At 65.7% G+C, this 12465-nt stretch carries 12 protein-coding genes; 6 read left to right on the top strand and 6 right to left on the bottom strand.

The annotated features are described in order from the left end of the window. The first annotated feature begins 82 nt into the window (after positions 1-82). The 3 genes from IB236_RS07170 (at position 83) to IB236_RS07160 (ending at position 2598) form a co-directional block, all read left to right on the top strand. On the top strand, positions 83-865 hold the full coding sequence (locus tag IB236_RS07170; protein WP_056057473.1) for an amino acid ABC transporter permease: 783 nt from the start codon (positions 83-85) through the stop codon (positions 863-865). Further along, on the top strand, positions 862-1614 hold the full coding sequence (locus IB236_RS07165) for an amino acid ABC transporter ATP-binding protein (protein ID WP_056057470.1): 753 nt from the start codon (positions 862-864) through the stop codon (positions 1612-1614). Before IB236_RS07170 ends, IB236_RS07165 begins: the two co-directional genes overlap by 4 nt. Before the next feature lie 96 nt (positions 1615-1710). Continuing rightward, complete coding sequence (locus IB236_RS07160) at positions 1711-2598, top strand: DMT family transporter (protein ID WP_056057465.1); 888 nt, start codon at positions 1711-1713, stop codon at positions 2596-2598. An 85-nt stretch (positions 2599-2683) separates the two neighbouring features. On the opposite strand, the gene mrdA is transcribed toward IB236_RS07160, so the two are convergent. The 4 genes from mrdA to IB236_RS07140 all read right to left on the bottom strand — a co-directional run bounded on the left by mrdA (position 2684) and on the right by IB236_RS07140 (position 7467). Beyond that, complete coding sequence (gene mrdA / locus IB236_RS07155; RefSeq protein ID WP_116748637.1) at positions 2684-4624, bottom strand: penicillin-binding protein 2; 1941 nt, start codon at positions 4622-4624, stop codon at positions 2684-2686. 181 nt (positions 4625-4805) lie between these two features. Then, positions 4806-5324 carry a rod shape-determining protein MreD gene (mreD, locus tag IB236_RS07150; RefSeq protein WP_192419701.1) on the bottom strand — a complete coding sequence of 173 codons (519 nt, stop codon included), beginning with the start codon at positions 5322-5324 and terminating at the stop codon, positions 4806-4808. A 43-nt stretch (positions 5325-5367) separates the two neighbouring features. After that, positions 5368-6291, bottom strand: coding sequence for a rod shape-determining protein MreC (gene mreC, locus IB236_RS07145; RefSeq protein WP_192419699.1), 924 nt, complete (start codon positions 6289-6291; stop codon positions 5368-5370). A gap of 132 nt (positions 6292-6423) precedes the next feature. Beyond that, positions 6424-7467: a rod shape-determining protein gene (locus IB236_RS07140; RefSeq protein WP_008907364.1), complete on the bottom strand. Its 1044-nt coding sequence runs from the start codon at positions 7465-7467 to the stop codon at positions 6424-6426. Between the two features lie 207 nt (positions 7468-7674). On the opposite strand from IB236_RS07140, the gene gatC reads away from it, so the two are divergent. The 3 genes from gatC to gatB are packed head-to-tail and all read left to right on the top strand — an operon-like array spanning position 7675 to position 10930. After that, positions 7675-7974 (top strand): Asp-tRNA(Asn)/Glu-tRNA(Gln) amidotransferase subunit GatC, encoded by a 300-nt coding sequence (gatC, locus tag IB236_RS07135; RefSeq protein ID WP_008907365.1) that lies wholly within the window; start codon positions 7675-7677, stop codon positions 7972-7974. 12 nt (positions 7975-7986) lie between these two features. Further along, positions 7987-9480 carry an Asp-tRNA(Asn)/Glu-tRNA(Gln) amidotransferase subunit GatA gene (gatA, locus tag IB236_RS07130; protein ID WP_056742145.1) on the top strand — a complete coding sequence of 498 codons (1494 nt, stop codon included), beginning with the start codon at positions 7987-7989 and terminating at the stop codon, positions 9478-9480. A gap of 1 nt (position 9481) precedes the next feature. Next, positions 9482-10930, top strand: a complete 1449-nt coding sequence (gene gatB, locus IB236_RS07125; RefSeq protein ID WP_192419697.1) for an Asp-tRNA(Asn)/Glu-tRNA(Gln) amidotransferase subunit GatB — start codon at positions 9482-9484, stop codon at positions 10928-10930. 125 nt (positions 10931-11055) lie between these two features. On the opposite strand, the gene IB236_RS07120 is transcribed toward gatB, so the two are convergent. Together IB236_RS07120 and pyrE are read right to left on the bottom strand one after the other, a co-directional pair. Next, the gene (locus IB236_RS07120; protein WP_056742148.1) at positions 11056-11733 is read right to left on the bottom strand and encodes a DUF4124 domain-containing protein; all 678 of its coding nucleotides are present in this window, start codon (positions 11731-11733) and stop codon (positions 11056-11058) included. Positions 11734-11759: 26 nt separating this feature from the next. Then, positions 11760-12458 carry an orotate phosphoribosyltransferase gene (gene pyrE, locus IB236_RS07115; RefSeq protein WP_056742150.1) on the bottom strand — a complete coding sequence of 233 codons (699 nt, stop codon included), beginning with the start codon at positions 12456-12458 and terminating at the stop codon, positions 11760-11762. Between the last annotated feature and the right edge of the window lie 7 nt (positions 12459-12465).

Below are 12465 nucleotides of genomic sequence, written 5' to 3'. Positions count from 1 at the left end.
CCTTTTGCCTTTTGTGGCGGCGCAGGCCGATGTCCCTGCCGCCCACCCGATTTCCAACCAAGACCTTCTGGTCGTCTGATCCATGCTTCTCGCTCTTTGGCCACAAAGCTGGTCCCGACAGCAGCGCAGCAATGCCACGCTGGTCGCTGCACTGGTGGTGATGGTGCTGGCCCTCTCGTTGCTGGGCCAATTGCTGTCGTTCTTCCCTGACCCCATCGGCCCCAATGCCCAGGCGTTTTCTGAAGGTGCGCGCACCACGCTGTGGCTCACGCTGGTCAGCGGTGCCGTGGGCCTGGTGCTGGGCACAGCTGCGGCGCTGGCCCGCACCGCCCGCTGGACGCCCGTGCGCTGGATTGCTGGCGTGTACATCTGGGCCATTCGCGGCACACCGCTCTTGGTGCAGATCCTGTTTGTGTACTTTGCGCTGCCGGTGCTGGTGCCAGGGCTGAACCTGCCCGACTTTGCCGCCGCCGTCGTGGCGTTGGGGCTCAATGTGGGCGCCTACAACGCCGAAGCGCTGCGCGCGGGCCTGCTGGCCGTGCCACGCGGGCAGACCGAGGCCGCCCGGGCGCTGGGCCTGGGCCGCATGCATGTGTTCATGGACGTGGTGTTTCCGCAGGCGTTCAAGATCTCATTGCCGCCGCTGGTGAGCAACTTTGTGGCGCTGCTCAAGGACTCTTCGCTGGCCTACGCGATCGGCGTGGTGGAGCTGACCAACGTGGGCAACCGCATCCAGTCGGCCACGTTCCAGCCCATCGCTACGCTGACCACGGTGGCCATCACCTACCTGCTGCTGACCACACTGGTCACACAGATCTCCAACGCCGTCGAGTACCGCTTTGACGTGGAGGGCCGCAACCAATGAACTCCAACGTTCCACCCAAGCCCTACATCGTGGCCGAGCGCGTGTGCAAGTCGTTTGGCGCGCACCAGGTGCTCAAGGACGTGTCCACCGTGTTCCACACCGGCGAGGTGACGGTGATCATTGGCGCCTCGGGCTCGGGCAAGAGCACGCTGTTGCGCGCCATCAACCGCCTGGAGCCCCACGACAGCGGGCGTATCACCATCGATGGCGTCGAGGTGTGCGACGACCTCACCACCCTGCAGCGCCAGCGCTGCGAGGTGGGCATGGTGTTTCAGCAGTTCAACCTGTTCGGCCACATGAGCGTGCTGGACAACGTGACGCTGGCGCCCCGCCGCATTCGCCGCACCCCGCGCACCCAGGCCAACGACGAGGCCATGCAGCTGCTGCGCCGCGTGGGCATGCAGGACCATGCACACAAGTACCCCTGGCAGCTGTCGGGCGGGCAGCAGCAGCGGGTGGCCATTGCACGCGCACTGGCCATGCAACCCAAGGTGATGCTGTTTGACGAGCCCACCTCGGCCCTCGACCCCGAGATGGTCAAGGAAGTGCTGGACGTGATGCGTGGCCTGGCCCGTGGTGGCATGACCATGATCGTGGTGACCCACGAAATGGGCTTTGCGCGCGAGGTGGCCGACCGGGTGATGTTCTTCGACCAGGGTCGTATCGCGCACGATGCCCCGCCGCAGGAGTTCTTCAGCAACCCGGCCAACGACCGCATCCGCGCGTTCCTGGGCCAGGTCAGCCACTGAACGGGCACGCTGCACACTCTGCAAAGCAGAGGCCACCGGGCAACCGGTGGCCCTTTTTCTTTGAACAGGTTCTTATTGGTTTGGAGAATTCTTCCAATGCGTACTGAACGCTGGGGCCTGATGGCCCTGCTGGCTGTGACCGTGGTGTGGGGCACCACCTTCCCGGCGATGAAACTGCTCTCGGCGCACCTCGACGCACTGCAGATCATCTGGCTGCGGTTTGTGATCGCACTGCTGGTGCTGGCGCCGCTGTGGCGCGGCATGCTGCGCCACGAGCGGCGCTGGGGCTGCGCGCTGGGGTTGCTGCTGTTCCTGGCGTTCTGGCTGCAGATCGAGGGCCTCGCGCGCACCAGCAGCAACCGCAATGCCTTTGTCACCGGGCTCAACGTGCTGGTGGTGCCGCTGATCGCCATGGCAGCGCTGGGGCGGCGCTACGGCTGGCGGCTGTGGGGCGCCTGCGTGATGGCGCTGGCAGGCATGGCGCTGATGTTCCACGAGAACGAGCCCTGGAACCTGGGCGATACGCTGACGCTGGCCAGCACCGTGTTCTATGCGCTGTACATCCTGGCGCTGGAGGAATGCGCGCGCCGCACGGCCGCACAGCCCCTGCGTGCCACCCGCATGGCCGCCGCGCAGGCCACAGTGATGGCACTGGCCTCCACTGCGCTGTTGCTGGTGCAAAGCGGCAACATGGAGTGGCTGCACTCTGCCGCCCAGCTGCCGGTGGACGCCTTGCTGGCCCTGCTGTACCTGGGCCTGCTGGCCAGCGTGGTGGTGGTGACGCTGCAGGCCTGGGGCCAGCAGCGCGTGGACGCCATGCGCAGCGCCATCGTGTTCGGGCTGGAGCCGGTGTTTGCCGCACTCACGGCGTGGATGTTGCTGGGTGAGCAGCTGGGCTGGGCCGGGCTGAGCGGGGCGGCGCTGATTGTGGCGGCGCTGGTGTTCAGCCAGCTTCAGCCGTCACCGCGCGCTGCCGGTGCCTAGCAGGCGCTTTTGAAGCAAAAACAGCTTGTAGCGCTAGTCGATACTGCGTCAATAGCTATCAATTTGATTGCAATCCAGTGCCGGATCAAGGAGCGACCAACGGCACCTCGCTGGCCTTGCGGGGCTTGCCCATGGGCGCACTGGCCAGGCCCTTTTGCACGGCGGCGATGTCTTCTTCGCTGGGGTACTCGCCCAGCAGCCAATAGTCAAACACGCGCCGCGCAATCGGAGCGGCGTGGGCAGCACCAAAGCCTGCGTTCTCCACAATGGCGGCCAGGGCGATGGTGGGGTTCTCGGCCGGGGCAAAGGCCGCAAACAGCGAGTGATCGCGCTGGTGCTCCTCCAGCGCCTTGGCGTTGTACTTCACGTTCTGGCCCATGGTCACGGCCTGGGCGGTGCCCGTCTTGCCGGCCGAGGTGTAGGGCGCGCCCATGAACACCCGCGTGCCTGTGCCGCCCTTGTTCACCGCCACCAAGGCATTGCGCACCAGCTCCACGTTTTTGGCCTGGTAGCCCAGGTTGATGCCAGGGGGCTGCACGATCTCGGTGATGGCGCCGGTGACCGCATTCTTCACCGCCTTGGCCATGTGGGGGCGATAGCGGATGCCTCCGTTGGCCAGCGTGGCCTCGGCCAGTGCCAGCTGCAGCATCGTGAAATTGTTGTAGCCCTGCCCAATGCCCAGCGACACCGTTTCGCCCGGGAACCAGCGTTTCATGTCGGCGCGTTTGTAGGTGTTGCGCTTCCACTCAGTGCTAGGCAGTGTGCCCCGCACTTCGCCGTTGAGGTCGATGCCCGTGGACTGGCCGAAACCCAGCGGCTTCATGAAGTCGTGGATGGCATCCACGCCCATGTCCACGGCCAGCGAATAAAAGTAGGTGTTGCTGGAGAACTGGATGGCGCGGTGCATGTCCACGCCCCCCAGCCCGCCCTCGTGGCTGCGGAAGGTGTGGCCGCCGAAGGTGTAAAAGCCGGGGTCGTTCACCACCAGGCTGGGCGAGCGCTTGTTCAGCTGCAACGCCGCCAGCGCCATGAAGGGCTTGTAGGTGGAGCCGGGCGGGTAGGTGCCGCGCAGGGCGCGGTTGAGCAGCGGCTTGTCGATGGACTCATTGAGCGCGGCCCAGTTTTCGGCGTCAATGCCTTCGACAAACAGGTTGGGGTCGAAGGTGGGCTTGCTCACCAGCGCCAGGATCTCGCCATTGCGCGGGTCGATCGCCACCAGCGCTCCACGGCGGCTGCCATACAGCTCTTCGATGAGTTTTTGCAGCTTGATGTCGATGGACAGCATCACGCTGTCGCCGGGGGTGGCGGCGTGGCTGGAGAGCTTGCGCACGGCACGGCCACCCGCCGAGGTTTCCATCTGCTCCACACCTGTCGCGCCATGCAGGGCCGACTCGAAACTGTGCTCGATGCCGAGCTTGCCGATGTACTCCGTGCCCCGGTAGTTGGCCTCGTCCTCCGAGTCCTGGATGCGGGCCTTCTCGGTCTGGTTGATGCGCCCGATGTAGCCAATCGCATGGCTGGCCACGTCGCCCAGCGGGTAGTTGCGAAACAGCCGCGCCTTGATGTCCACACCCGGAAAGCGGTAGCGCTGGGCGGTGAAACGCGCCACCTCCTGATCCGTCAGGCGGGTGCGGATGGGCAGGGATTCGAAGTTGCGCGACTCTTCCATGAGCCGCTTGAAGCGGCGGCGGTCACGCGCCTGGATGTCCACCACCTTGGACAGGGCATCGATGGTCTCGTCCAGCACGCCGGCACGCGAGGGCGTGATCTCCAGCGTGTAGGCCGAATAGTTGGTGGCCAGCACCACGCCGTTGCGGTCCAGGATGAGCCCCCGGTTGGGCACGATGGGCACCACGGCCGTGCGGTTGCTCTCCGCCTGGGCTGCCAGGTCCTCATGCCGCACCACCTGCAGGTACACCAGACGCGCCGCCACCAGGCAGAACGCCGCCATCACCACCAGGCCCACCACCACGGCGCGCACCCGGAACCGCGAGGCGTCGGCTTCGCTGCTGCGCACCTCGGTCATGGCCTCACCCCTGAAAACACGGCCCAGAAGCTGGCTGCCTGTGTGACTGGCGCGGCCCAGGCCAGGGGACGCCGAGCAAGGGTCGCCCCGCCGCGAGCGCGTGGCAGCCCTTCCCGCAGCGCGCAGCACTGCGAGACAAGGGGGAGGCAGCGCTGCCGCTCAGGGGGTTGTTGCCTCATGTTCACAACGGCCGGTTCTGGTCTTTGTCGGGCGGGCGGCGCTGGGGCGCCAGCAGCACCCAACTGGCCAGGGGCCACAGCAGCGCCTCCAGGAACGGGGCCAGAAAGCTCCAGAACCCCGGGAAAATTCCGCCCGCCGCCATGCGCAGCAGCAGCTCGATGGCATGAGCAACGGCAAACAGCGGAAACACCTGCAGCGCCTGCGACGGCACACTGAACCACAGCAAACGGCGGTGGACGGCAATGGCTCCGAACGACAGCACGGTGTAGGACAGCGCATGCTGGCCCAGCAGCGCAGACTGGCTCACGTCCATGCACAGACCCAGCACAAACGCCGCGCCCATGCCAATGCGCAGCGGCTGGTGCACGCCCCAGAACACCAGCAACACCATCAGCAGATCAGGCATCCACACCACGCGGCCCAGCGGCAGCATGTTGATGGCCAGACCCGCAGCCAGACTGGCCCAGATGAACATCGGGTTCACCGGCATCAGCAGGGGCTCACCCCGCGGCATGATCATCGAGGGCCTCCTTGTGTCGGGGTCATCGGGGCAAGGCGGCGGCTCATTTGCGGCCCCCGCGTTTGTTCGCGGGCGCGGCGGGGGCCGCATCCGGGCGGGGCAATTCGTTGTCGGCCAGGGGCTTGAGCACCACCACATGGCGCGCACCCTGCACCTGCGCCAAAGGCACGCAGTAGATGCGCGCAAACGCGGAGTCGGCACGGCGCTCCACCTTCACCACGCGCGCCACGGGCAGGCCCGGCGCATACAGGCCGTCCACGCCGCTGGTGGTCAGCAGGTCGTCTTCGCGGATGTCGGCGTTGGCGGGCATGAAGCGCAGCTCCATGCCACCACCATGGCCCGCCACCGGGTCGCCATAGGCCACGCCGCGCACGCCGGTGCGGATGTTCAGCACCGGAATCGCCTGGTCACGGTCCACCAGCAGCGTGACTTCGCTGACCAGCGGAAACACACGGGTGACCTGGCCCAGCACGCCGGCCTCGTCCATCACCGGAGCGCCCAGCTCCACGCCACCCAGCTGCCCCCGATCCAGCACCACACGGCGCGTGTAGGGGTCTGCGGTGTCGTAGATGACTTCGGCCGCCTGTGCGGGGGTCTGGAGCCGGTCGCGCAGCTCCAGCAGTTTGCGCAGCCGCTGGTTTTCCATGGCCAGCTGGTCGGCCTGGTTGGCGCGCTGGCCCATCACGGTCATCTTCTTGCGGGCGGCATCCAGGTCTTCTTGCGCGGTTTGCAGCGACTGGAAATAGCTGCGCCCTTGGCTCGCGAACTCCACCGGCTGCAGCATGAGCCACTGCACCGGGTACAGCACCGTAGCCACGGCCTGACGGAAGGGGCCGGTAATCTGAAAGCGTGCGTCGGCCACCATGAGGAACAGCGCCAGCGCACTGAACACGGCCAAACGCGACAGGGCCGAAGGGCCCTGTTTGAAGAAAGGGGGAGCGCTGCGCTCCAGAGTACCCAAGGGCATGGTGCGCAGCGGTCAGGATCTGCCGCGGGGAGCGGGCTCCACGGGCGGGTGCTCAGAAACAAGCATTGGAGCAGGTGCAGTCATGCAATTCAGAGCGCAAAAAAAGTGCCTGCAGCATACAGGCCTGCCGACTTACTCGCTCGTGAAAATGCTGCCCAGGCGGTCCATGCGCTCCAGGGCGATACCGCAGCCGCGCACCACGCAAGTCAGCGGGTCTTCGGCCACCAGCACGGGCAGGCCGGTTTCTTCGGCCAGCAGGCGGTCCAGGTCGCGCAGCAGCGCGCCGCCGCCGGTGAGCATCATGCCGCGGTCGGCAATGTCGGCGCCCAGCTCGGGGGGGGTTTGTTCCAGCGCGTTCTTCACGGCCGAGACGATCTGGTTCAGCGGGTCGGTCAGGGCTTCCAGCACTTCGTTAGAAGAAATGGTGAAGCTGCGTGGCACGCCTTCGGACAGATTGCGGCCCTTGACTTCCATCTCGCGCACTTCAGAGCCCGGGAAGGCCGAGCCGATGTTCTTCTTGATGGCTTCGGCGGTGGGCTCGCCAATCAGCATGCCGTAGTTGCGGCGGATGTAGCTGATGATGGCTTCGTCGAACTTGTCGCCACCGACGCGCACACTGCCCTTGTAGACCATGCCGCCCAGTGAGATCACGCCGACTTCGGTGGTGCCGCCGCCGATGTCCACGACCATGGAGCCGCTGGCTTCCGACACCGGCAGGCCCGCGCCAATACCGGCGGCCATGGGCTCTTCGATCAGGTAAACCGCCGTGGCGCCTGCGGCCTCGGCCGCATCCTTGATGGCGCGGCGCTCGACCTGGGTGGAGCCGCAGGGCACGCAGATGATGATGCGCGGGCTGGGGGTGAACAGCGTGCGCGGGTGCACCATCTTGATGAACTGCTTGATCATCTGCTCGGTGATCACGAAGTCGGCGATCACGCCGTCCTTCATCGGGCGGATGGCTTCGATGTTGCCGGGCACCTTGCCCAGCATGGCCTTGGCCTCGTGGCCTACGGCCTGGATGACTTTCTTGCCATGGGGCCCGCCTTCGTGGCGGATGGCGACAACGGAGGGCTCGTCGAGCACGATGCCTTTGTCGCGGGCGAAGATGAGGGTGTTGGCTGTGCCAAGGTCAATGGCCAGGTCGGTGGAGAAATACCGACGGAAAGCTCCGAACATTCAAAAATCCTCTCGGGCACGGCATGCGCGTCGGCCTGCCATCGCCAGGTATTCAGGGGGGTGTTTATGGGCTTTTTTCACGCAATTGACTCCCATTCCAGGAGCTTTGCGGCAAAGCCGGGATAATACCCCATCCCCTGTGAATAACTCCCTCCGGCGCAGCCCGGATCACAGCTTTACTTCTGGTTTCTCTAGATTCTCCTCCCTATGGCACTGACCCCCCAGGACATCGGCCGCATTGCCAACTTGGCGCGGCTTGAGCTGACGCCCTCCGAAAGTGAGCGCATGCTCACGCAGCTCAATGGCTTCTTTGACATCGTGGAACAGATGCGGGCTGTGGATACCTCGGGCGTCACGCCCCTGGCCCACCCCGTCGCAGCTATCCAGGACGTGGCCCTGCGGCTGCGCGAGGACGTGGCCAGCGAGCCCAACCAGCGCGAAGCCAACCAGCAAAGCGCCCCCGCCGTCGAACGAGGCCTGTTCCTCGTGCCCAAAGTGATCGAGTAAGAGCCCCGCCGCATGACTTCCACCGCATTGCATGACCTGGGCGTGGCCCAGCTGGCTGCCGAGCTGCGCGAGCGCCGCGTCTCGGCCGTAGAGGCCGCCCAGCATTTCCTCGCCCGTGCGCAGGCCCACCAGAACCTGGGCGCCTACGTGGCCGTGAACCCGGACATCACCCTGGCCCAGGCCCGCGCCCAGGACGCCGCCATTGCCGCAGGCACCGCCGGCCCGCTGGCGGGCGTGCCAATCGCGCACAAGGACATCTTTGTCACCAAAGGTTTCCCCAGCACCGCAGGCTCGAAGATGCTCGCGGGCTACCAGTCGCCCTTTGATGCCACCGTGGTCACCAAGCTGGCCGACGCGGGCGCCGTGACGCTGGGCAAGCTCAACTGCGACGAGTTCGCCATGGGCTCGGCCAACGAGAACTCCGCCGTCGCCCCCGTGGGCTTTGACGCCCCCGCCCCGGTGCGCAACCCCTGGGCCACGGACCGTATCCCCGGCGGCTCGTCCGGCGGCAGCGCCGTGGCCGTGGCCGCGCGCCTGGCCCCGGCCGTCACCGGCACCGACACCGGCGGCTCCATCCGCCAGCCCGCGTCGTTCTGTGGCATCACCGGCATCAAGCCCACCTATGGCCGCGCCAGCCGTTACGGGATGATCGCGTTCGCTTCCAGCCTCGACCAGGCAGGCCCCATGGCCCGCTCGGCCGAAGACTGCGCACTGTTGCTGTCCGCCATGTGCGGCCCGGACCCGGACCGCGACTCCACCAGCCTGGACGTGCCCGCCGAGAATTTCAGCGCCAAGCTCAACGACAGCATCGACGGCCTGCGCATCGGCATCCCCGCCGAGTTCTTTGGCGAAGGCCTGGCGCCCGACGTGCGCGCCGCCGTAGATGGTGCCCTGAAGGAATACGAGAAGCTCGGCGCCAAGCTCGTGCCCATCAGCCTGCCGCGCACGCAGCTGTCCATTCCGGTCTACTACATCATTGCTCCGGCCGAGGCGTCGTCCAACCTCTCCCGCTTTGACGGCGTGAAGTTCGGCCACCGCGCCAAGGACTACACCGACCTGGTGGACATGTACAAGAAGACTCGCGCCGAAGGTTTTGGCGACGAGGTCAAGCGCCGCATCATGATCGGTGCCTATGTGCTGAGCCATGGCTACTACGACGCCTACTACCTGCAGGCGCAGAAGATCCGCCGCATGATCGCCGACGACTTCCAAAACGCGTTCAAGGAATGCGATGTCATCGCCGGCCCCGTGGCCCCCACGGTGGCCTGGAAGCTGGGCGACCACGGCAACGACCCGCTGGCCGATTACCTGGCCGACATCTTCACCCTGCCCGGCTCGCTGGCCGGCCTGCCCGGCATGAGCGTGCCCGCCGGTTTTGGCGAGGGCGGCATGCCCGTCGGCCTGCAGCTGCTGGGCAACTACTTCCAGGAAGCCCGCCTTCTGAACGCTGCGCACCGCCTGCAGCAAGCCACCGACTTCCACCTCCGCCGTCCGGAGGGCTTCTGACATGACCGCCAAACTGATCCATGGCTACGAAGTTGTCATCGGCTTCGAAACCCACACCCAGCTCGCCACCCAGAGCAAGATCTTCAGCCGCGCTCCCACCGCCTTTGGCGCCGAGCCCAACACCCAGGCGTGCGCCGTGGACCTGGCCCTGCCCGGCACCTTGCCGGTGATGAACCGCGAAGCCGTGGCCTGCGCTATCAAATTGGGACTGGCCCTCGGCTCCCACATTGCGCCCGTGAGCATTTTCGCGCGCAAGAACTACTTCTACCCCGATCTGCCCAAGGGTTACCAGATCAGCCAGTTCGAGATCCCGGTGGTGCAGGGCGGCGAGGTCGAGTTCTTTCTGGGTGACGAGAAGAAGACCGTGCGCCTGGTGCGCGCCCACCTCGAAGAAGACGCAGGCAAATCGCTGCATGAAGACTTCATCGGCCAGAGTGGTATCGACCTGAACCGCGCGGGCACGCCGCTCCTGGAGATCGTGACCGAACCCGACATGCGCTCGTCCGAAGAGGCCGTGGCCTACGCGAAAGAGCTGCACAAGATCGTCACCTGGATCGGTATCTGCGACGGCAACATGCAGGAGGGCAGCTTCCGCTGCGATGCCAACGTGTCCGTACGCAAGCCTGGCCAGCCACTGGGCACGCGCCGCGAGATCAAAAACCTGAACTCGTTCAAGTTCATGCAGCAGGCCATCGACTACGAAATTCGCTGGCAGATCGAGCAGATCGAAGACGGTCATGCAATCCAGCAAGCCACCGTGCTGTTCGACCCCGACACGGGCGAAACCCGCGCGATGCGCACCAAGGAAGACGCGGCGGACTACCGCTACTTTCCGGACCCCGACCTGCCTCCGCTACACATTTCGGAGCAGTGGGTGCAGGATGAACGTGCGCAGATGGCTGAATTGCCTCGCACCATGGCCGCCCGTTTTGTGGCGGACTATGGCCTGCCCGAGTACGACGCCACCACGCTCACGCAGAGCAAGGCCATGGCGGCCTACTTTGAAGCGGCGGCCAAAGCCTGCAGCCAGCCCAAGCTGGCCAGCAACTGGATCATGGGAGAGGTGTCGCGCCGCCTGAATATGGCGGAGACCGGTATCGAGCAAGCTCCTGTGACTGCAGCGCAGCTGGCCGCATTGATCGGCCGCATTGCCGACGGCACGATCTCCAACAACGCCGCCAAACAGGTGTTTGATGCGCTGTGGACCGGAGAGTCGACCGAAGTGGATGCCGTCATCGAATCCAAGGGCCTCAAGCAGATGAACGACTCCGGCGCGCTGGAGAAGATCATCGACGAGGTGATTGCCGCCAACCCCGACAACGTGGCGCAGTTCCGCGCGGGCAAGGACAAGGCCTTCAACGCGCTGGTCGGCCAGATCATGAAGGCCAGCAAGGGCAAGGCCAATCCGACGCAGGTCAACGAACTGTTGCGCGCCAAGCTTGCGGACTGACGCACGCCGACTGGCAACAACACCAACAACAAAGGGCCGCGAGGCCCTTTGTTGTTTGGATCTTCTCAATGGGGTGGCGGACGTCGCAGGCCAATGGCAGGTGAAGTGCCCCCCCCCCGCGGGCCTCACCGCGTGGCGGCTGGAGCGGAGGCGTCGCTGGCAGGCGTTGTGCCCGGCAGTGGCATGCGCTGCGCATCCCACAGTTTGCGCAGCTGGGCCAGCTCCACGTCAAAGCGCTGGTGCACGCGGCGCTTTTCCTGGTCCTGCCCAGCAATGAAGCGCTGCTGCTCGGCAATGCTGTCTTCGTTCTCGGCAATCTTGCGGCGCAGTGCCATGGGGGCTTTGTTGGGGTCCTTCTTGTAGAACTCCATCTCCACATCGAAGGCTTTGCGCTGCTGGGCCAGTTCGACCAGGCGCTTTTCGGCGGTGGCGGTCACGTCATCGACGAGCTGAATGGCCGCAGCGCGCTCCACATCGTGCGTGGCCTTGTCGGGATAGCGGGCCGTCAGCGCGCGCTCGCGGCGGCGCTCTTCCAGCTCGCGGGCACGGGCTTCGGCCTCTTTGCGGCGCTGCGCCTCTTGCGCGGCTCGTTCCTGCTCGGTCAGCGAGGGGCCAATTTGCCGCCGTACGATGCCCGAGGGCCCGAGTTCCCGCTGCTCGCGGTCCAGGCATTCAGCGATCGGACGGTCGGCCGTCAGGCGCCGGCCATTGCGGTCCACGCAGGTGTAGATGCCGCTGGATGTCCCGGGGGCTTGCGCCCGCGCCCAATCGGCGCCCAGGGTGGCCAACAGAACCCCGCCCATGATCCACGCCGATTTGCTCAAACCATCTACCCCTCGTTGACGCCGTAACGCTGGCGGTAGGCCAGCACCTTTTCGTGGTGGGAACGCATCCCCTCTTCCCCATTCTGCTCAAGAAAGAGCAATAAGTCTGCCAGCCGTGAAATGGCACACACCTGCATGCCCAGTTGGTTGCGCACGTACTGCACGGCGCTGTGGTCCACGTCCTGGCCATTCTCGGTGGCTTTCTCCTGGCGGTCCAGCGCAATGGCCACTGCGTGGGGCGTGGCGCCGGCGGCGCGGATGATGGCGATGGACTCGCGGGCGGCCGTGCCGGCCGACATCACATCGTCGACGATGAGCACCCGGCCCTTAAGGGGCGCACCCACCAGGGTCCCACCTTCGCCGTGGTCCTTGGCCTCCTTGCGGTTGTAGGCAAAGGGCACGTTGCGGCCCAGGCGCGCCAGCTCCACCGCCACGGTGGCAGCCAGCGGAATGCCTTTGTACGCGGGGCCAAACACCATGTCGAATTCGATGCCGCTGGCCAGCAGGGCTTTTGCATAGAATTCCGCGAGCCGGCCGATCTTGCGGCCGTCGTCAAACAGTCCGGCGTTGAAAAAATAGGGGCTCAGGCGCCCGGCTTTGGTCTTGAATTCGCCAAACCGCAGCACGCCCGACTCGACGGCAAAACGGACGAAATCCTGCGCCAGCTGGCCCTGTTCGGGGGTTTGCACGCCAACATCCACCATGGGGAAA

Source organism: Acidovorax sp. ACV02, from assembly GCF_014851475.1.
In the GTDB taxonomy this organism is placed as follows: domain Bacteria; phylum Pseudomonadota; class Gammaproteobacteria; order Burkholderiales; family Burkholderiaceae_C; genus Acidovorax; species Acidovorax delafieldii.
This window is presented reverse-complemented; position numbering and strand designations above follow the sequence as displayed.

What these genes read in the sequence shown, in the direction of transcription:
- mrdA (WP_116748637.1), bottom strand. Translation starts at nt 4,624, where the DNA reads ATGACCGAGGTGCGCAGCAGCGAAGCCGACGCCTCGCGGTTCCGGGTG.
- IB236_RS07120 (WP_056742148.1), bottom strand. Translation starts at nt 11,733, where the DNA reads ATGGGCGGGGTTCTGTTGGCCACCCTGGGCGCCGATTGGGCGCGGGCG.
- IB236_RS07140 (WP_008907364.1), bottom strand. Translation starts at nt 7,467, where the DNA reads ATGTTCGGAGCTTTCCGTCGGTATTTCTCCACCGACCTGGCCATTGAC.
- pyrE (WP_056742150.1), bottom strand. Translation starts at nt 12,458, where the DNA reads ATGGTGGATGTTGGCGTGCAAACCCCCGAACAGGGCCAGCTGGCGCAG.
- IB236_RS07165 (WP_056057470.1), top strand. Translation starts at nt 862, where the DNA reads ATGAACTCCAACGTTCCACCCAAGCCCTACATCGTGGCCGAGCGCGTG.
- gatC (WP_008907365.1), top strand. Translation starts at nt 7,675, where the DNA reads ATGGCACTGACCCCCCAGGACATCGGCCGCATTGCCAACTTGGCGCGG.
- gatB (WP_192419697.1), top strand. Translation starts at nt 9,482, where the DNA reads ATGACCGCCAAACTGATCCATGGCTACGAAGTTGTCATCGGCTTCGAA.
- mreD (WP_192419701.1), bottom strand. Translation starts at nt 5,324, where the DNA reads ATGATCATGCCGCGGGGTGAGCCCCTGCTGATGCCGGTGAACCCGATG.
- mreC (WP_192419699.1), bottom strand. Translation starts at nt 6,291, where the DNA reads ATGCCCTTGGGTACTCTGGAGCGCAGCGCTCCCCCTTTCTTCAAACAG.
- IB236_RS07170 (WP_056057473.1), top strand. Translation starts at nt 83, where the DNA reads ATGCTTCTCGCTCTTTGGCCACAAAGCTGGTCCCGACAGCAGCGCAGC.
- gatA (WP_056742145.1), top strand. Translation starts at nt 7,987, where the DNA reads ATGACTTCCACCGCATTGCATGACCTGGGCGTGGCCCAGCTGGCTGCC.
- IB236_RS07160 (WP_056057465.1), top strand. Translation starts at nt 1,711, where the DNA reads ATGCGTACTGAACGCTGGGGCCTGATGGCCCTGCTGGCTGTGACCGTG.